This window comes from Aeromonas sp. MR16 (assembly GCF_022549315.1).
GTDB lineage: Bacteria > Pseudomonadota > Gammaproteobacteria > Enterobacterales > Aeromonadaceae > Aeromonas > Aeromonas aquatica.
The window spans coordinates 1-18,646 of record NZ_JAKZFK010000023.1 but is presented as its reverse complement, the minus strand read 5'-3'; the positions used below and the strand labels follow the sequence as shown (position 1 = coordinate 18,646).

14 protein-coding genes are annotated in these 18,646 nt (G+C 60.2%); 7 read left to right on the top strand and 7 right to left on the bottom strand.

Annotated elements, in window-relative coordinates; genetic code table 11:
* The first annotated feature begins 138 nt into the window (after window positions 1-138).
* Window positions 139-1,842, top strand: a complete 1,704-nt coding sequence (locus tag MM194_RS15685) for an amidase (protein ID WP_241344072.1) — start codon at window positions 139-141, stop codon at window positions 1,840-1,842.
* Between the two features lie 150 nt (window positions 1,843-1,992).
* Here the strand turns inward: MM194_RS15685 and MM194_RS15680 are convergent, their stop codons facing one another.
* The 3 genes from MM194_RS15680 to MM194_RS15670 form a co-directional block, all read right to left on the bottom strand.
* Window positions 1,993-2,820, bottom strand: coding sequence for a hypothetical protein (locus MM194_RS15680; protein WP_241344071.1), 828 nt, complete (start codon window positions 2,818-2,820; stop codon window positions 1,993-1,995).
* A 638-nt stretch (window positions 2,821-3,458) separates the two neighbouring features.
* Window positions 3,459-3,914, bottom strand: a complete 456-nt coding sequence (locus tag MM194_RS15675) for a GNAT family N-acetyltransferase (RefSeq protein WP_241344070.1) — start codon at window positions 3,912-3,914, stop codon at window positions 3,459-3,461.
* Between the two features lie 283 nt (window positions 3,915-4,197).
* Window positions 4,198-5,622 carry a DASS family sodium-coupled anion symporter gene (locus MM194_RS15670; RefSeq protein ID WP_241344069.1) on the bottom strand — a complete coding sequence of 475 codons (1,425 nt, stop codon included), beginning with the start codon at window positions 5,620-5,622 and terminating at the stop codon, window positions 4,198-4,200.
* A 388-nt stretch (window positions 5,623-6,010) separates the two neighbouring features.
* Between MM194_RS15670 and MM194_RS15665 the strand changes: the two genes are divergently transcribed.
* Window positions 6,011-7,303, top strand: a complete 1,293-nt coding sequence (locus tag MM194_RS15665; RefSeq protein WP_241344068.1) for a hypothetical protein — start codon at window positions 6,011-6,013, stop codon at window positions 7,301-7,303.
* Between the two features lie 102 nt (window positions 7,304-7,405).
* On the opposite strand, the gene MM194_RS15660 is transcribed toward MM194_RS15665, so the two are convergent.
* The 3 genes from MM194_RS15660 to MM194_RS15650 all read right to left on the bottom strand — a co-directional run bounded on the left by MM194_RS15660 (window position 7,406) and on the right by MM194_RS15650 (window position 11,089).
* Window positions 7,406-8,650 carry a DEAD/DEAH box helicase gene (locus tag MM194_RS15660; RefSeq protein WP_033129726.1) on the bottom strand — a complete coding sequence of 415 codons (1,245 nt, stop codon included), beginning with the start codon at window positions 8,648-8,650 and terminating at the stop codon, window positions 7,406-7,408.
* A gap of 153 nt (window positions 8,651-8,803) precedes the next feature.
* Window positions 8,804-10,285: a diguanylate cyclase gene (locus tag MM194_RS15655; RefSeq protein WP_241344067.1), complete on the bottom strand. Its 1,482-nt coding sequence runs from the start codon at window positions 10,283-10,285 to the stop codon at window positions 8,804-8,806.
* Window positions 10,286-10,627: 342 nt separating this feature from the next.
* Complete coding sequence (locus tag MM194_RS15650) at window positions 10,628-11,089, bottom strand: hypothetical protein (protein ID WP_241344066.1); 462 nt, start codon at window positions 11,087-11,089, stop codon at window positions 10,628-10,630.
* 173 nt (window positions 11,090-11,262) lie between these two features.
* Here MM194_RS15650 and MM194_RS15645 point away from each other — a divergent pair, with 173 nt between their 5' ends.
* On the top strand, window positions 11,263-12,171 hold the full coding sequence (locus tag MM194_RS15645; protein ID WP_241344065.1) for an S-adenosyl-l-methionine hydroxide adenosyltransferase family protein: 909 nt from the start codon (window positions 11,263-11,265) through the stop codon (window positions 12,169-12,171).
* A gap of 174 nt (window positions 12,172-12,345) precedes the next feature.
* Window positions 12,346-15,384: a cytochrome c peroxidase gene (locus MM194_RS15640; protein ID WP_241344064.1), complete on the top strand. Its 3,039-nt coding sequence runs from the start codon at window positions 12,346-12,348 to the stop codon at window positions 15,382-15,384.
* Window positions 15,385-15,457: 73 nt separating this feature from the next.
* On the opposite strand, the gene MM194_RS15635 is transcribed toward MM194_RS15640, so the two are convergent.
* Complete coding sequence (locus MM194_RS15635; RefSeq protein WP_033129731.1) at window positions 15,458-16,018, bottom strand: carbonate dehydratase; 561 nt, start codon at window positions 16,016-16,018, stop codon at window positions 15,458-15,460.
* Window positions 16,019-16,254: 236 nt separating this feature from the next.
* On the opposite strand from MM194_RS15635, the gene MM194_RS15630 reads away from it, so the two are divergent.
* The 3 genes from MM194_RS15630 (at window position 16,255) to MM194_RS15620 (ending at window position 18,299) form a co-directional block, all read left to right on the top strand.
* Window positions 16,255-16,896, top strand: coding sequence for a ribonuclease (locus tag MM194_RS15630; protein WP_033129732.1), 642 nt, complete (start codon window positions 16,255-16,257; stop codon window positions 16,894-16,896).
* Window positions 16,897-16,968: 72 nt separating this feature from the next.
* Entirely contained in the window at window positions 16,969-17,256 is a 288-nt protein-coding gene (locus MM194_RS15625) for a helix-hairpin-helix domain-containing protein (RefSeq protein WP_033129733.1), read from the top strand.
* Entirely contained in the window at window positions 17,253-18,299 is a 1,047-nt protein-coding gene (locus MM194_RS15620) for a nitronate monooxygenase (protein WP_241344063.1), read from the top strand. The genes MM194_RS15625 and MM194_RS15620 overlap by 4 nt, the downstream gene beginning before the upstream one ends.
* Window positions 18,300-18,646: the final 347 nt, after the last annotated feature.

Sequence of the window (18,646 nt, the reverse complement as noted above, 5' to 3'; positions counted from 1 at the left end):
TCTGGTGGGGTTTTGTCCCTTGATGGCGTGGTGGTCGAAGGCGCTGAATGCGGCGACCACCATCACAAGCAATCACCTGCGATATGTCCGCTTTGCGGCAGATATCGCACAGCGTCACCCTTTTACAGGAGATCCAGCATGATCGAAGTGACCGAGGTTTCCATCGCCGAGCTGCGCGCCGCGCTCGAATCCGGCCGCACCACCGCGGTCGAACTGGTCGAGGCCTATCTGGCCCGCATTGCCGCCTACAACGGCCCCGAGACTGACACCAAGCTCAACGCCTTGGTGGTGCCCAACCCCGATGCGCTGAAAGAGGCACAAGCCTCCGATGCTCGCCGCGCCCGTGGCGAGACCCTGGGGCCGCTCGACGGCATCCCCTACACCGCCAAAGACAGCTACCTGGTCAAGGGGCTGACCGCCGCCTCCGGTAGCCCGGCGTTCAAGGATCTGGTGGCCCAGCGCGATGCCTTCACCGTCGAGCGCCTGCGCGCCGCCGGTGCCATCTGCCTTGGCAAAACCAATATGCCGCCCATGGCCAATGGCGGCATGCAGCGCGGCGTCTATGGCCGTGCCGAGAGCCCCTATAACGCTGAGTATCTGACCGCGCCCTTTGCCTCCGGCTCCTCCAACGGGGCCGGCACCGCCACCGCCGCCAGCTTCGCCGCCTTCGGTCTGGCCGAAGAGACCTGGTCGAGCGGCCGTGGCCCTGCCTCCAACAACGGCCTCTGTGCCTATACCCCGTCCCGTGGCGTCATCTCGGTGCGCGGTAACTGGCCCCTGACCCCGACCATGGACGTCGTCGTGCCCTACGCCCGCACCATGGCAGACCTTTTGGAAGTGCTGGATGTGGTGGTGGCCGACGATAGCGACACCCGTGGGGATCTGTGGCGCATGCAGCCCTGGATCAAGTTGCCCAAGGCTTCCGAGGTGCGTCCGGCCTCTTACCTGGATCTCGCCGCCAAGCCTGATGCCCTCAAGGGCAAGCGCCTCGGGGTGCCGCGCATGTTTATCAACAAGGATGAGCTGGCCGGCACCAGCGAGCACCCCGGCATCGGCGGCCCGACCGGTCAGCGCATCCATACCCGCCCGTCCGTGATCGCACTCTGGGAAGACGCGCGCAAGGCGCTGGAAGCCGCTGGCGCGGAAGTCATCGAAGTGGACTTCCCCCTGGTCTCCAACTGCGAAGGGGACAGACCCGGTGCGCCGACCGTGTTCAATCGCGGTATCGTGAGCCCGGAGTTTCTCAACGACGAGCTGTGGGAGCTCTCCGGCTGGGCGTTCGACGACTTCCTGCGCGCCAACGGCGATCCCAAGCTCAATAAGCTGGCCGATGTGGACGGGCCCAAGATCTTCCCCCACGATCCGGGCACACTGCCTAACCGAGAGGGGGATCTGGCGGCCGGTATGGACGAGTACGTCAATATGGCCAAGCGCGGCCTCAAGCGCTTTGACGAGATTGCCTCCGTGCCGGACGGCCTGCGCGGCCTGGAGCAGACCCGCAAGCTGGATCTGGAAGAGTGGATGGACGAGCTCAGGCTCGACGCCGTGCTGTTCCCCACGGTCGCCGACGTCGGTCCGGCCGATGCGGATGTGAATCCGGCCTCCGCCGACATCGCCTGGAGCAACGGCGTCTGGGTCGCCAACGGCAACCTCGCCATTCGCCATCTCGGCGTGCCGACCGTGACCGTCCCCATGGGGGTGATGGCTGACATCAGCATGCCGGTGGGTCTGACCTTCGCCGGTCGCGCCTATGACGACAATAACCTGCTGCGCGTCGCCTCGGCCTTCGAGTCAACCGGCAGCAAGCGCAAGGTGCCGCCACGCACGCCGCCGTTGGCCTGATTGCTGTAGCTCCCTGTCCGCGAGGTATCAGGGATAAAGAGAGAGGGAGGCATCATGCCCCCCTCTGGAAAATCTGATAGTAAAATTCGTTTTTTCATTTTATTAAATAGAGAGGGTAAAGGTTAAAAAGTATTTTTTTGTTATTTTGTATTAATTTATTTCCATTTTAGGTCTAGGTTGTCGCTGAGCTTTATCTAGAATATTCATGGTGTCACCATCGCATCGCTCAAATAATGAATTTCTCCATTCTATAAGGTTTAAGTCTTGGGATGCAGTTACTTCTGAACCATTAAAATATCTTTTACCGTTGTATATAATACCAAAGTTTATTGCCGCTCCTTCACGGTATAGCCCTACTAGCTGTGGAGCTCCGCCACTGAAGGGATCTTGTTGGGACACCAAGGAGTCACAAAAAGAGCTAAACACAGCTCTACTGGTCCGCCCTGTTTGATAAGGGTCTTGGTGTGGTTTTCCTACCCATGTGTCATACCATTTTTTAAATGAGACTTTTCCACTACCTGTAGTCACAATTAAACCAGATTTTTCAGGTAAAGCCATTTTCTCACAAGAAATTCCCCCACTAGTAATATCAAATATTGCCATATGAAAACTAGAACTAATTCTATTTCCTAATCTTGTCGCATATAATATTTGGCAGGGCTTTTTTTGATCGTGTGGCATTGCATTGAAGCTATTCTCAATATAAGACCTAATGCTTTCTAGTTTTTTATCTATATTATCATTTTGACAAATAGCCAATCCATTATCTATGTGTTCAATGAGTTGACCAAGCATTTGAATCGGAAATGTAACTGAACCGCTATAGCCAAATAATTCTGGGTGTTTTTTTGATGAAAATACTTTTCTTCCCACATCCCAGTAATTACCTTTTCCCCAAGATATCCGGCTATCACTAGCGATGTAAATTGATGCTGGTCCATGCGTATCGATACCCGTCCATGAAAATAAAGTTGTCATCTATACATCCTATAACTTTAGTAGTAACATGAGGCATCCATAATGATGTATATCATTATCACCAGAGCAACCCCGGGCCCCTCCACCAGTAACGTTATGGGGGGGACAGGTAGAGAACATTTCCCCAGGTAAAACTGGGGAAGTCCCGGTTCAATATATGTGTTAGCTGAAAAAACCATTGTTCCTTAGACGCAAGCTGATATTGCACATCAAGACTCCGTGAGGAGTGTACTTCATGTTGGTTTTCGAATGATACCTCTGTAAAGCTGTATGCTCGAATAGCGAAGCGTATTCGGACGTTCGCGAATAGGAGGTTGCTGCTGATTTCTCCGGACTTCACCCTGGCTTCACACAACCTCATGCTTCCCTCACAAATCCCCCCTATCTTCTGCCCACTGACTAAAGGGCTGCTTGCCACAGGGGTGGCGAGGGGCCGGTGAGAGGGGAGCAAGACGATGAAATCCTGGATCAAATACGGGGTGGCAGGGGCCTTGATACTGGTGGCGAGCTTCTGGGGCGGTAGCGTGCGGGCGGCGGAAGTGCAGCTCACCCAAGATAGTACCGTCGTTTTGGGGCAGATAAATACAGGGGGTTGCACCTATTCCCCAGCGGATCCTAGCTGTTTTCCTCGACGCTTTTTATTCGGGTAGCTGGGGCTTGAGTGAAATGCCCATGACCTTGTGATCTGGCTCATATTCAATATCGACTTCAGACCACCCCAAGGATTGATACAGTGCCGGGACATTCGTATAGGCATAGAGATAGTCTTGTGACGGCTCTAACAACTGTGACACACCGGCATTGATGAGTCGGCTGGCAATGCCTTTACCCCGGTATTCGGCACAGACAAACACGGCATTGATCCAGATGACGTCACCGCTGCGATGGGGTTCCTTGAAGCGAGAGTAAGCCAAACCCCCCATCACCACATCATTCATTACCGCAACAAGCACCGGCGGTAAGTTCGCATCTTTTGTGTAAGCATCACAAAGCCGAAAGTCTGACCACTCGGATTGAAATAACTGATCCAGTTGCGCTAAATAGGGAGAGTTTTCTTCGCAATGAAGCAGTTCAATTCTATGTAGGTTTGTCATATCTCTCCAAAGGGCCGCCGGTTCGAATAGCGAAGCCTATTCGGACGATCGCGATAAGGGGTAGCCAGAAGCCCGTTGCCATCCAAGGTTTCCTGCTTGTCTTGCCATCACGTCGTTCGCGATAAACGGACGATTACGCCACGCTAATCGTCCCTACATTACTGGGCTTATTGCGTTACCGCCACCCTCATCCCCCACCCCTTGTGCATGACAAGACGCGGGAGAAGGGGCAAATCCATTTCGTTGTTTCATTGGATGGGGGATGGCAGGGGGTCCCCGCCATCTAGATCAAGAACTGCCACCAGAGCAGGCCGATGGACATCACCACGGCAAAGCCTGCCAAGGCGATCACCAGGCCGATGCGCATCCACTCACCGCTGGTGTGATATCCCATGCCAAGCAGCAGCGGGATACGGGCATGGGAGTAAGTGGCCAGATTGCAGCCCACGTTGGTGATGGCGGCGATGCTAAAGATCGCCATCTCTTTGGGCACGCCGACTGCCAGCAGGGCGCCGGTGATCACGGGGGCCAGTGCCACTACCTTGGCGGTGCCGGAGGCGAAGGCATAGGAGGTGAAGAGATAGATCCCCATCACCACCACCAGCATGGGCAGGGTGCCAAAGCCGCCGAGGGTGCTGTGCATGAACTGGGAGAGTGCGTTCCCCAGCCAGTCTGTGAAGCCGACCTGTTTGAGGTTGTCGGCCATCCCCATCAATACGCTGAACCAGATCAGGGTATCGAAGGCGGCGCTGTTGCCCTTGACGTCGTTCCAGTTCAGCACGCCGAGCAGCAGCAAGGCGGCGAGACCGAGGAAGGCGACCGTGGTGGCGTCCAGTCCCAGGTTGCTACCGCCGACCCAGAGCACGACCAGACCGACAAACACCCCCAGCAGGCTTTTCTCATGCCGTGACAGGGGGCCCATCTTGGTCAGCTCTTCCCGGGCGAAGCGGGGAACGTCCGGGGTAGCGCGAGTCTCGGGCCGGATCACCAGATAGAGCACGAAAGGAATGATCAGCAGCAGGCCGATGGCGGGTGGCAACAGATAGAGCGCCCATTCACGAAAGCCGATGGCAAGACCCGCCACGCTGGCGGCAATACCGACCAGCGCCAGATTGCCGGCGAAGCCGGTGCTGAAGGCGACGGCGGAGGCATCGTTCATGGCGCTGACGCTGGAGAGCAGGAACTGGCCAAGCTTGCGATCCTCCTTGTTGATGGTCTTGGCCAGGGAGTCGGCAATGGGCGCCACGATGGCGGCCCGCGCCGTGTTGCTCGGGGTGGCTGGCGCCAGGATAAAGTCAGCGACCGCCAGGCAGTAGGCGGAACGCAAGGTGGATTGGCCGAAGCGGCTCAGCAGCAAGAGGGCGATCCGTTTGCCGAGCCCTGTCTTGGCAAAGGCGCTGGCAATCATGAAGGCGATGACGATGAGCCAGATCAGTGGGTGATTGAAGTCGACAAGGGCTCCCTCGATGGCCGCCTTGGGGGTGGTTTCACCTCCGGCGTGGAGCACGGCATAGAGGGCGAGAGAGACAATGGCGATATAGCCAGTTGGGGCGACGTTGGTGACGATGACAAGGATGGTGGCGATAAACAGGATGGCGGTGTGGTAGGCCGCCGGCGCCAGCCCTGCCGGGGTAGGCAGTGACCAGCAGAATGCAGCCAGTAGCACGATACAAAATGCTGCCAGCTGGGGGGTTGTGGGTCTTTTCATGGTGATTCCCTTGTTTTGTACGTCATGGGGAGACGACTGGAGCCGTCCATGAGCCCACTATAAGAGGCGTGATTGGCCAAATCTGGGAACTTGCCAGCAATTCGATATCTTGTATTGATATTTTGATCAAAAGCGTGATGTTCGATAATCAACCCACTCATTCGGCAGTTGGACGCACTGCATTGGCGTCGCCGAGTGGCGCATGCTTTGGGCCTTACTGGTCGCTGTCCTGCGGTGATGGGGGCTAAGGCGTCGGTTTGAGGTGGGGGGATGGCAACGCCCTTATCTCCTGCCGGGAAGGGGGACGGGATTAAGGCTGTTCAATCCGGGCCTCCTTTTTATAAGATGGGCCTCTCCCTTGCCTCGCAGCGACCCGGCCTTTCGAATCATGCAAGTTACGCAAGACGTGCAACCCGACTCTCTCACCCGTCTCAAGCAGGCCTTCGTCACCGGCATGTGGGCGTCGCTGGCCAGCATCCTCATCGGCTTCGCCTTCAAGGTGTGGCTGGCGCAGTGGGTGGCCAAGGGGGATCTGGCGCTGTTCAACAGCGTGGTGGACTTGATCTCCCTGTCCCTCATCCTGATGACCGGCTTTCGCTCCTCCATGGTGGTGAGCTACTCCCAGACCAGGAACGACAGAGACATCATCAATATCTTCCGCTACTTCCTCATCGGCATGGTGCTGCTCACCTGGGGGGTCGTGATCCCCTATATCAAGCACGGGCTCCATATCCGGGTGGAGTATCTGCACCTGGTGGGACTCATGGTCGGGCTGGGGCTCAAGGTCTATTTCACCAATCTGGTGGCCATGTACCGGATGTACGAGATCTCGAACAGGGTCACCTGGCTGGAGCCGCTCGCCAATGCCCTGATGTTTGGGATCTGCTACTTCGGCCTCGGGATGGAGGCGATCGCCTCGCTCTTCTACGGGCTGACTTTTTCCTCTCTGGGGATAGCCGGCTATATGTATCTGCATAGGCGCAGGGCTATCGCGACCCGGCCGCTCGCCAGGGTGGCGCTCGGCCCCGAGATGCGCAGCTATGTGAAGAAGAGCTTCACCGCGTCCCTCGAGGCAGGGGCCAGCATCCTGATGATCTACATCACAGTGCTGCTCACCATTCGCCACTTCAGCCTCGACGAGCTGGGGGATTTTCAGGTGGTGGTGCGCCCCATCTTCACTTATATGACGACCCTGTTCGTCTTCCCCATCTATCGCTTCGTGTTGCCGGAATTGGCGGTCAACCTGCGCAATGGCGATCACCGGCAGATCCGGCAGATCCGTAGCTGGATCTTCCGCCTGAGCGCCGTGGTTAGCACAATATTCTTCCTGGTGATGCTGCTGGCGGGCAAGTCGCTAGTATTGCTGCTGTTCCCCACCGACTATGCGGGGGCCGTGCCCGTGCTGTTCCACTTCTCCATCTTCTTCATCTTCATGATGCTCAACGGCTATCAGCTCGCCTATATCAAGGCCCACGGCCACTTTACCCAGAGCCTGATCATCCGGTTGGTGGGCATAGTGGCGCTGGTGGCGGCCTACTATCTGGTGGCCCAGTTCACCGCCAACGTGGTCGCCATCATAGTGGCGCTGGGCCTCGGCTATCTGGCGATGTTTATCCTCTCCACCCTGGCGGAGCGGCGGATCCTCAGATCCCTGCCGCCGGCGCTGGCAGTCCAGTCTTAGTGGCCGCAACGGCCTGACTGGACAATAAAAAACGCCCAATTGGGCGTTTTTTATTGTGGTGGAGAGACGCTATCGTGTCCGATTGCGCTCCGCTAATCGCACCTACCGGACTTTGCCACTCTTGCCACCCAGCGCCTGTTTTCTGGCACGCTGTTTCTGGGCGGCCTTGCCGCTCCTGCGGGGTTCGGGCTCGAAGCGGGTGAGATCGGGCTCAAAACCCGGGAACCACTGTTGGGGCAATCGGGTATCGAGCACGGCTTCGACTTTCTCCAGCTGAGGTGCATCTTCCGGGCTGAACAGCGTGATGGCGAGCCCCTTGTTGCCGGCGCGACCGGTACGGCCGATGCGGTGCACGTAATCCTCAGGCTGATGTGGAAACTCCAGGTTGATCACATAGTTGAGATCCAAGATATCCAGTCCGCGGGCGGCCACGTCGGTGGCGACCAGCACCTGCAGGGTGCCGGCACGAAACTCCAGCAACACCTTCTCCCGCGCCCCCTGGGAGAGATCCCCGTGGAAGGCCAGCGCATTGATGCCCGCCTTGCCGAGTCGCTGGGCCAGCTGGTCGGCACCCTGCCGCGTGCGGCTGAAGATCAGCGCCGGTGCATAGCCCTTCACTTTGAGCAGGTGTTCGATCAATGCCTGCTTGCGATCGCCATCCACCGCGTAGACCCGCTGCTCTATCTCGGCCGCCGTGGTGTTGCGGGTTGCCACCTCGACAAGCACAGGGTCGCGCAGCAACACGCGACTCAAGGCAAACAGATTGTCATCGCAGGTGGCGGAGAACAGCAGGGTCTGGCGCTCTGCCGGGATCTGCTTGAGCAGGGCTTTTATCTCGTCCATAAAGCCCATGTCGAGCATGCGGTCCGCCTCGTCAAACACCAGATGACGGAGCTGTGCCAGGCTCAGGGCCCCCTGGCGCAGGTGATCGAGCAGCCGGCCCGGGGTGGCGACCAGGATATCCACCCCGGCTCTAAGTGCCTCCACCTGGGCGGCTATGCTCACCCCGCCATACACCAAAGCGCAGGTCAGCCCTGTCTCCTTGCCATAGCGCAGCACGCTCTCGTGTACCTGCACCGCCAGCTCGCGGGTCGGCACCAGCACCAGGGCACGGATCGGGCGGGGCCTTTCATCCTGCGAGTGCTGCATCAGCCGCTCAAGCAGCGGCAGCACAAAGGCGGCTGTCTTGCCGGTGCCGGTCTGGGCACCCGCCAGCAGATCGCAGCCTGCCAGTATGGTCGGGATGGCGCTGGCCTGGATCGGGGTCGGCTGGGCATAGCCGAGCTCCCTCAGCGTCTGCTGCAGACGAGGGGAGAGGGCCAGTTCGGCAAAGGAGGCAAAAGACATAGGGATACCAGGTTGGGCCATCGCGGCAGGATGAAAACAGTCACAGTGGTAAATGGTAACAGAACCGCCTGGTTAAGCAGAAGTTGAGAAGAACCTCGGCTGCTTGCCGATCTTCAACCAGCGCGGCACCGGCCAACAGCGATTTCCGCCTGTTTACCCCGCCTCCTGGGGGGCGCCCGGCTCCTTGACCAGCCTGATCTCCAGTCCCTGTCGGTAGGCGATGTTGTGCTTGCCGCGCTGCTTGACATGATAGAGCAGCTCGTCGGCCAGGGTGATGGCGTCGGCCACCGACAGGTAATCCCGGATGCGGATGATACCGGCCGAGAAGGTGATGGGGGTGGGGAGATCCGGGATCGCTATCGGTTGTGCCAGCAAGCGGGCGACGGTCCGGCACATCTCGGCATCATTGCCGAGCCCCTTGTAGAGGACGATAAACTCTTCACCTCCCCAGCGGATGGCGGTATCCCCGCTGCGGATGCTGTTGTTCAGGTGGTGGGCGAAGGCGGTCAGAGCCCTGTCGCCCACGCCGTGGCCATAGCTGTCGTTGATGGACTTGAAGTTGTCGATGTCCAGGATCATCAGGCAATCGTGCTCCTGCAGCAGCGCCTGATCCAGGATGTCTCGTCTCGGCAGACGGGTCAGCTGATCGGTGTGTGCCAGTAAATACAGGCGGGAATAGAGGTGTCGCCAGGTCGGCATGAGCAGCAACAGGGCGATGAGATAGAGCTTGAAGGCGGGGCTGTAGAGCACCACCTTCTGCACGAAACTGCCGTAGGAGTAGGACCACTTGAGATAGAGATCGGCCCCCGCCTTGGTGCGCATAAGGGGGGTGCTGAGGCAGAGGTGGCCGGGGCTGCAGGGCTCGGCGGCGTCGAAGGTGATGACGGTACGGGTTGGATTGGAACTCTCATAGGGCTGCAGCACATCCTTGAAAGCGGCGTCGATGGCGATGTCGATCCCCATCAGACCATGGCGATATGCCCTGGTCGCCAGATCATAGAAATCGAAGGGGAAGTACATGGTGATGATCTGTTGCTGGGTGAAGCTGTCCGTGTAGATGTCGGACACCTGGGCCTCGTCGGGGCTGCAGAGCTGATGGGCTATCGGGAAGGAGGCACAGCCAAAGTAGTGTAGCCAGGGCGCTCTCTGACCCAGCGCCCTCTTGGTGGTCAGCAGTCGGGCCGGGAGGTCCCGATTGTCAGCGATCATGCCGAGCAGCTGGTGATCGTCGAAGATGGCGTAGAGGTTGATGACTTCGGGGTAGGAGAGCACGTATTGATAGGCGGCCAGGGTCCTGTGAAGCGACGGCATGATGGGGATCTCCGCAAACCTCTTCCGACTCTTGTAGTCGTAGCCATAGACATAGGCGAGAGCGCTGTGGTTCTCGCTGAAGATGGGGGTTTTGATGGCGCTCTGATCGATAAACTGTGCCAGCTGTGCCGGAGCCAGAATGCGCGCTCGTTGATAGAACACCTCGAACACGTTGGGCTGCTTGGCGGTGATGAGCTCCATGTCATGGCGAATGCTGAGGTAGGCGTAGTTGAACACCATTGCCAGCCCCGCCAGCCCCACGCAGAGGAAGCCAAGCCGGCTTAGCCACTTGCGGGACAGGGGGTTCGACTTCGATGCAGGCATGGACCTTTCCCGAATGGCAAGAGGGGTTGCAACTGACCTGGCTCAGCTGATTATAAGCAGGCAAGGTACCGGGTGAACGTCAATCGTTGTGAAAATTAGCCGTTTATATCAATGGGATAGTTGTTTATTTCCCATATCCTTGGGTATTTCCTGTTGCCGGAAGGAGGGGGGAGCTTATCGGGTACCATATTATGTGTCAGACAACATTGATACAGGCTGAATGGCGATGATATGGGCACCTGTGATGGCGATAAAAGAGACAGATCGCACTCGTGACATCGTCGATGGTTCTCGATACATCACTGGTCAGGGGCTCTCTGTCGTTCACGTGCGAGATGCGTGTCAGCCGTCGATTAGCACGACTCGCTTGGCATCCAGATGGTGCATCCACTCACGCAGGATCAGCAGGGTGGCGGCAAAGTGGCGGGCCTTGGGCAAGTTGGCCGCCGCCAGCGGATCCCCCTCCACCATGGCGGCAAACTGACCGAACAGCTGCTCGACGCTCTCTCGGCTCAGTTCCTGGCTGCCGAGTTCGCCAACCAACGGGTAGGGGCTGTGCAGCATCAGCCTCTCGTGGGGCGGGATCTGGGCGGCCAGCGGCATCAGCACGTCCTCCACCACCATGATGGCCTGCTCCAACTCGAGCGCGCTGGGCGGATCCCGACGAAAGGGGCCCGGCGTCATGGCCTCCAGGCCAAAGGCCAGCGGATGATCCCAGAGGGTGCCATCTTCCCAAGTCAGTCGCACCCGGCTGCTTTGCTCACCCAGACTCAGCAAGAGTGTGGGAGTCCCCGTCTCTGTCATGCCTACCTCGCTTGATTCTTCTGCCCAGCCCCATGGATACACAAGTTCGGGCGCTCAGGCGAGTGCTTTTCCCCCCATTCGGGCGAGACGGCTTGCAAAGAATGCACATGATGGCATTCTGGATGTCTAAATGGCTGTTTATGCCTGTTCATCGATCTACAAGGAGTTCTGATATGGATATTCGCACCGCTCCCCGCACCCTGGTGCTCGCCCTCTCGCTGGTGGCGGGCTGTGCCTTTGCCAACGAGGCGCTGGTCATTCAGACCGACTTTGGCCTCAAGGATGGCGCCGTATCGGCCATGAAGGGGGTTGCTTTCGGGGTGGATCGCACCCTGCCGCTCTACGATCTGACCCACGAGATCCCGGCCTACAACATCTGGGAGGCCTCCTACCGTCTCTATCAGACCATCAACTACTGGCCCAAGGGCACGGTATTTGTGAGCGTGGTGGATCCGGGGGTGGGCACGGCGCGCCACTCTGTGGTGCTCAAGACCAAGAGTGGTCATTACATCGTCTCGCCGGACAACGGCACCCTGACCCTGGTGGCCGAGCACTTCGGCATCGAAGCGGTGCGCCAGATAGACGAGAAGCGCAATCGCCTCAAGGGCTCCGAGAAGTCCTACACCTTCCATGGCCGTGACGTTTACGCCTATACCGGGGCGCGACTCGCCTCCGGCACCATCAGCTACGAGCAAGTGGGGCCGCTGCTGCCCGCCGAGGTGGTGACCATTCCCTACCAACCGGCGCTGGCCGAGGCCGATGGCACCCTCAAGGGCACCATCCCCATCCTGGATGTGCAGTACGGCAACGTCTGGACCAACATCGACGAGACCCTGCTCGCCAAGGCAGGGATCAACAAGGGGGACCAGGCCTGCTTCAAGATAAGCGAAGGGAATGTGCAGAAGTACGAGGGCAAGGCCCCCTACGTCAGCAGCTTCGGCGACGTGCCTGAGGGACAGCCGCTCATCTACCTCAACAGCCTGTTGCAGGTGTCGGTGGCACTCAACATGGACAGCTTCGCCGCCAAGTATCAGGTGCAGTCTGGTGCCAACTGGCATGTCAGCCTGAAGAAGTGCAATTAAAAGAAGGGGCAGGTGCTGTCTATATATTAAGGCGATCGGGGGTGGCTTGTGGCCACCCCTTGTCACATTCAGGTAGCGAAGTTGTTGTTAAAAAACATATTAGCTGGATGCAATTGATAATGATTGCCGTTTGAATGGATAATCGCCGGCCTGTCTGCCCACCGCAACCAAACGATGAAACCCATATTACTGCTGGCCAGCTTGCTGGCCCTGACTGCTTGTAACGACAACGGTAGCCAAGGTACCAATCCAGTGCCTCCTGTCGTCGAGCCTCCCGTCGTCACCCCGCCGGTGATCGATCCGCCGATCGTCACCCCACCCGTCGAGCCGCCGCTGCAGACCCATACCCGGGCCGATCTGATCCTCGACATCGATCTGGGTGACCGACTGGCACCGGGTGCGACCCTGAACCTGCGCCAGCGCGCCACCGGGATAGGGACATCAGTGACCCTGACCGGCCAGGGCAACCCGACCCTGACTTTGCCCGCCGGCCTGTTGCTGACGGCACCGCTTGAACTCAGCGGTGAGCAGGATGGTTACATCCTGCGGGCCAGCAGTGCCTTGGTGGCCGACCTGGCTGCCGGTGACAATCGGGCTCGCCGCGCAGCCGCGCCGACACTGCGACTGGATGAGGAGGAAACGGCGATCTTCCTGCTCAGCGATCGCAATGGTGACGGGGCACTCGATGCCAGCGAATGGGGTCAGGGCAGCGAGATCCGCCTGCAGCAACAGGCCGCCATTCAGGACTATGCCACCCTGCTGCGGGCCCAGCGACTGGGGGCCGAGCTCAACTACCCCGACAGCTGGCAGATGCTGCTGGCGCTGCTGGATGACAGCGCCGCCCGCAGCTGGTATCGCCGCACCAACGAAGCCGCGATCCAGGCCGCCCAGCTTGCGATCTATCCAACCAAGCCCGTGATCCCGGGGGAGCCCGAGACCGCCGAACTATTGCGACTGGATGAACAGGGCAAGTTGCTGACCCAGGGCGCCTGGCACTGTCTGCACGACGTGCGCACCGTCTCCGGGGTCAAGGGCAGCCAATATTGGCTGCCGGGGCAGGGCTTTATCGACTCGGTGCCGGCCGCTCGCGAGCAACTGGCGCTGCGTCCGACCAGCTGTGGCCAGACAGGGTGGCGCCTGCCGACCCTGGTGGAGTTTGAACGCTTGCTCACCACCGACAAGCAGGACTGGCGTTATCCCCATACCTTCGCCCTCGCCTTGCCCCAGCAGATCTGGCTGCAGGATGGCGCTCGGGCCCGCCTCTATCAGCCGCTGACCCGCAGTTGGCTCGACGAGGGGGAGGGCAGCTTGCTCTGGTATGCGGTCGCCCTCTACCCGGTGCGCCCCTCGGTGGTGCGTGACGGCGACATGCCGGAACTGGCGGCGCTGCGAGCGCAATACGCTGGCGACAGCAGCCAATGGCCCGTCGCCAATGTGGATGACGGCGTGCAATGGCAGGAGCTCGGGGCCTTGCCCGCGGTGCCCTTCCCGGTCGACAACCCCTACAGCCGGGCCAAGGTGGTGCTGGGCCAGCAGCTGTTCTTCGACAAGCAGCTCTCAAAGGCCCACGACATCAGCTGCGCCAGCTGTCACGATCCGCAAAAAGGCTGGAGCGATGGGCTGAGCGTGTCGGTCGGTCATCTCGGCCAGAAGGGCACCCGCAACGCGCCCACTATCCTCAATGCCGCCTACAGCAGCACCCAGTTCTGGGATGGCCGGGTCGGTTCCCTGGAGGAGCAGTCCCTGCACCCCATCAACAATCCGGTGGAGATGGCCCTCGATCACGACGAGCTGCTGGCACGGCTGCGGGCCAGCCCGGACTACCTGGCGGCTTTTGCCACGGCTTTCGGGGATGATCACATCTCCCTGGATCGGGTTGCCAAGGCCATTGCCACCTTCGAGCGCACCATCATCAGCAGCCCGAGCCCGCTGGAGCGCTTCGTCAAGGGGGATGCCCAAGCGCTCAGCGACAAGGCGCTCTGGGGCATGCACCTGTTTAGAACCGATGGCCGCTGCATGAACTGCCACTCAGGTCCTCTGCTGACCCAGCATCAGTTTGAGAGCGTGGGGCTGACCTATTACGGCCGCAATCTCGAGGACAGGGGCCGCTTCCTGCAGACCCGCCAGAAGGCGGACATGGGGCTGTTCAAGACCCCGAGCCTGCGGGATGTGGCCTTCACCGGCCCCTATATGCACAACGGCGTCTTCCCGATCCTGGCCCAGCGCCTCGGCGGCTCGGTGCAGGGGGTGGTGGCCATGTACAACTTCGGCGTCACCAAGTGGAGCAGCGGGGTCGGTTTCCCGACCGGGGCGGATCAGCACGATCCCTTCTTCCCCAAGGCGTCCGATCACCTCCATGCGCTGGGCCTGACCAACGATGAGCTCGACGCCATCGGTGAGTTCCTGCGCGGGGCCTCCGCCGAGCCGAGGCGTACCCCGGCCAGCGTCGCCGAGCTGGGCTTGAGCGAGGTGGATGACGCCCGTCCGGTCGGTGCCATCCCAGTCGATCTGGTGGTGACACCGGCCCTGCCCCAGCTGGAGGTCGGCCGTACCCTGGCCCTGCAATTGGCCCTGCGCCTGAGCGATGGGTCCTTGGCGCCGCTCACCGAGCCAGCAACCTGGTCCAGCGAGTTGCCCGAGCTGGCGAGCATCGATGGGCAGGGGGCGGTCAGCGGCCTCGCCGTCGGCCCGGCACGGGTGCGGGTCAGCGCGGGTGGCCGTACTCTGGCGGTGCGAGTGCAGGTGGTGGATGCCCAACCGGACTTCAGCCAGGGCTGCCACCAGCCCGAGCTGGCGGCGGGCAAGCTCTCCTTCGTCTGCCCCTTGACCCAGAGCGAGGCGGATCGGCTGGGGATCGCCTATGACGACACGGCGAACGACGAGGACGGGGATTACAACCCCTTCAGCGCCCACTACGCGATGATGAGTCAGCAGCGGGCGCGCGATTATTGCCAGCAGCTGGTGGCCCGTGGTCACGATGATTGGCGTCTGCCGGGGGCGCAGGAGCTGGCGAGCCTGTTCGCCGCCTATCACCAGGCGGGTGAGGAGATGAAGCTCTTGACCGAAAAAGGCTGGCCGCTTTACAGCCGCTTCTGGAGCAGCGATGCCAGCAATGGCGACGGTGAGGCCCCCCTGCTCGATCTGGGCACCGGCGAGCCTCTCACCGATCTGCCCGAAGAGGCGCATGCCGCCGCCTGTGTGCGGGCGAGTTAGGCAACCAGCACAGCTTCACCGCAATAAAAACGGGCGCCCTGGCGCCCGTTTTGCTGTCTGGATGAGGGAAAAATCAGAACTCGTTGGAGAGTGCCTTGTAGCCCTTGACCAGATCGATATTGGTGTGAGCCACGTCTTCGGAAAACTCGGTGGCATCCACGGTGACGCGCGGGATCTCGGCCAGATCGCTCTGCTGGTTGATGCGGGTGGTGGAGGGCACATAGAAGCCGGGAGGCAGATCGCAGCCATCGACCACCGAGTTGTGGCGTACCACGGAACCTTCGCCGATGTGGCAGTTGAACAGCACGCTGTTGAAGCCGATAAAGACCCGGTTCCCCACTTCGCAGGGCCCGTGCACTATGCTGCGGTGGGCGATGGAGCTGTACTCGCCGATGGTGACGGCGGCGCCGGACTTGGAGTGGATGACGACCCCGTCCTGGATGTTGGAGTTGGCACCGATGACGATGGGTTCCATGTCCCCATGCTCATCGACCTCGTCGGCACGGATCACGGCGTAGGGGCCGACAAACACATTCTCCTTGATGATCACCTTGCCACAGATGATGGCGGTCTTGTCGATATAGGCAGATTCGTCGATAACGGGCAGGTGACCTGAGGGATTCTTGCGGATCATGTTACGTCCTGTTGCAGATGAATTCGGAGACGGTGGCGGGACGCAGAGGCTCGCCGGAGAGTCAGCTTACGCCTCAGATCCGGGAGGGGAAACCCTTAACTGGTCTGACCCCGTCGCGCAGGGACCGCTCGCATGGTTGTTCTTTGACTCCCTGGTGTGGGAGCATGGGGCCGAGAGGGAAGGGAAATTTTTCTCGTCCGGGGGAGGCAAGATGCGGTGATGGAGATGAAAAGAAGATGAAGCAGATGATGGTGTTACTGATCGGTGCCCTGTTGCTCGTCTCAGGCGTGCAGGGCAAGGGGCGGGCGGGGGAGTTTGACTACTACGCGCTGGCGCTCTCCTGGTCGCCGCAGCACTGCGCCGTCAAACCGGGCGATCGGGAGCAGTGCAGCCGACCGCTGGGGTTCGTGCTGCACGGCCTCTGGCCGCAATATCAGCGCGGCTACCCGAGTGACTGCGGCACCGAGCGGCTGGATCCCGCCATGGAGCGCGAGTTTGCCGGACTCTATCCCAGCCGCTTCCTCTATCGCCACGAATGGGAGAAGCACGGCACCTGCTCCGGCCTCGACCAGCCGAAGTTTCACCGGCTGGCCGGCGAGCTGCGCCAGCGGGTGAAGGTGCCCGCCGCCTACCAGGCGCCCAGTGAGCCGCTGCGCAAGAGCCGAGAGCAACTCAAGCAGGATCTGGTCGATGCCAATGCCTGGCTGTCCAAAGGGAGCATCACCCTGGCCTGCGCCGACGGCGGCCGCTTCCTGCGGGAGATCTATGTCTGCATCGACAAGGAAGTGCATGACGCAGTGCCCTGCTCCGACGAGATGCGCAAGCGAGAGGCTCGCTCCTGTGGTCAGCCAGATTTCCTGCTAAGAAATGTGCGTTAAAGAGCGGTTGTGATGGTTGGCTGCCGAGAAAGGCAGAGAGATAAGCAGTGTCATGGCATAAGGAGGCGATGAATGACTGATCTGAAACAGTTCCCGGCGAAGGAGCGGGCCTTGCTGCTCGGGGTCAAGGGGGTCGGGCCCACCGTCATCGGGCGGCTCGAACAACTCGGCTACCATAGCCTGCGTGAGTTGGCGGAGGCCGACACCGGCCAGATAGTCCGGCTGGTGGCCAGCATGCTGGGCTCGACCTGCTGGCAGAACAGTCCGCAGGCGCGGGTTGCCATCGAGAGTGCCATCGTCATGGCGCGCGACTATATAGAAGAGGCAGTGTCGGCAGGGCAGACGGAGGGAGGAGCATGACCCTGCTTGGCCAACTCGGGCTTCGCTATCCCATCATTCAGGCTCCCATGGCAGGGGTTCAAGACTGCAACCTTGCTCTGGCGGTCAGCGCCGCCGGTGGACTGGGCTCCCTGCCGGCCGCCATGCTCAGCCTGGCCGAGCTGCGGCGCTCCTTGACCCTGCTCAGGGAAAGCGGCCTTGGGCCCTTTAACATCAACTTCTTCTGTCATCATCAGTGCGAGCCAGATCTGGCCGCAGATCGCCGCTGGCGACAGGCACTGGCACCTTATTATGCCGAGTGTGGCTTGAGCACTGATGCCGTCCTGACCGCTCCCGGCCGAACCCCCTTCAACGAAGAACATACCGCCATCCTGGCCGAGTTCAAACCCGTGGTGGTCAGCTTCCACTTCGGACTGCCCGATCCCGCCTTGCTCGGATACGTGAAAAGCGGGGGAGCCAAGGTGCTGGCCAGTGCGACGACTGTGGCAGAGGCGCGCTGGCTTAGCGCGCATGGCGCCGACGCCATCATCGCCCAGGGGCTGGAGGCGGGGGGCCATCGCGGTCACTTCCTCTCGGACGATCTCAGTCTGCAGCAAGGCACCTTCACTCTGCTGCCACAAATAGTGCAAGCGGTGACATTACCAGTCATTGCGACGGGGGGCATCGTCGATGGCAAGGGGATCCGCGCCGCCCTGGCGCTGGGGGCGAGCGCCGTGCAGATGGGCACCGCCTTCCTCTGCAGTACCGAGGCGACGACCTCTGCCCTGCACCGCGAAGCTCTCCACTCCGAATGGGGTCATCATACTGCACTGACCAACCTGTTCAGCGGCCGCCCCGCCAGAGGCATCGTCAACCGCCTGATGCGGGAGCTGGGCCCGCTATCCGAGCTGGCGCCCACCTTTCCACACGCCAGCATGGCCTTGGCACCACTGCGTGGCGCGGCAGAGAGGAGGGGAAGTCATGACTTCTCACCGCTCTGGGCCGGGCAGAATCGATCGGGCAGCCGTGATCTTCCTGCGGCCGAGCTGATGGCGTCATGGGTACAAGAGGCGGGGCTGCTGTGAGCGCTTCCTTATATATAGAGGACGAGCACCAGCGCCACCTTGGGCTGGAATAAGATCCCTCCTGCGACGAAGTGGAGGGCAAAATTGACTAACTGGTCGGGCGCCAGGCCCCGTTTCAGCAGTGCTCTGTGGATAAGTTTGTATAAAAGCTGTGTCTTGTTATGAATAACTAAGAAAGTGCAGATTATTGCAGTTTTATTTCAATTTATCCCTTGCCAGCGTGATCAATCTCTCTATAATGCGCCACATCGACAGGGCAAGCGGCAACGCAGTTAAGCCAGTCGGTGCCTCGAAAAGCCTCTGAAAATAAGGCTTGACTCGAGAAGGCGGTTGAGTAGAATGCCACT

Excerpts from the sequence above, each read along its gene's own strand:
- MM194_RS15620 (WP_241344063.1), top strand. The coding sequence starts at position 17,253 with ATGACCCTGCTTGGCCAACTCGGGCTTCGCTATCCCATCATTCAGGCT.
- MM194_RS15625 (WP_033129733.1), top strand. The coding sequence starts at position 16,969 with ATGACTGATCTGAAACAGTTCCCGGCGAAGGAGCGGGCCTTGCTGCTC.
- MM194_RS15630 (WP_033129732.1), top strand. The coding sequence starts at position 16,255 with ATGAAGCAGATGATGGTGTTACTGATCGGTGCCCTGTTGCTCGTCTCA.
- MM194_RS15640 (WP_241344064.1), top strand. The coding sequence starts at position 12,346 with ATGAAACCCATATTACTGCTGGCCAGCTTGCTGGCCCTGACTGCTTGT.
- MM194_RS15670 (WP_241344069.1), bottom strand. The coding sequence starts at position 5,622 with ATGAAAAGACCCACAACCCCCCAGCTGGCAGCATTTTGTATCGTGCTA.
- MM194_RS15650 (WP_241344066.1), bottom strand. The coding sequence starts at position 11,089 with ATGACAGAGACGGGGACTCCCACACTCTTGCTGAGTCTGGGTGAGCAA.
- MM194_RS15660 (WP_033129726.1), bottom strand. The coding sequence starts at position 8,650 with ATGTCTTTTGCCTCCTTTGCCGAACTGGCCCTCTCCCCTCGTCTGCAG.
- MM194_RS15645 (WP_241344065.1), top strand. The coding sequence starts at position 11,263 with ATGGATATTCGCACCGCTCCCCGCACCCTGGTGCTCGCCCTCTCGCTG.
- MM194_RS15665 (WP_241344068.1), top strand. The coding sequence starts at position 6,011 with ATGCAAGTTACGCAAGACGTGCAACCCGACTCTCTCACCCGTCTCAAG.
- MM194_RS15635 (WP_033129731.1), bottom strand. The coding sequence starts at position 16,018 with ATGATCCGCAAGAATCCCTCAGGTCACCTGCCCGTTATCGACGAATCT.
- MM194_RS15685 (WP_241344072.1), top strand. The coding sequence starts at position 139 with ATGATCGAAGTGACCGAGGTTTCCATCGCCGAGCTGCGCGCCGCGCTC.
- MM194_RS15675 (WP_241344070.1), bottom strand. The coding sequence starts at position 3,914 with ATGACAAACCTACATAGAATTGAACTGCTTCATTGCGAAGAAAACTCT.
- MM194_RS15655 (WP_241344067.1), bottom strand. The coding sequence starts at position 10,285 with ATGCCTGCATCGAAGTCGAACCCCCTGTCCCGCAAGTGGCTAAGCCGG.
- MM194_RS15680 (WP_241344071.1), bottom strand. The coding sequence starts at position 2,820 with ATGACAACTTTATTTTCATGGACGGGTATCGATACGCATGGACCAGCA.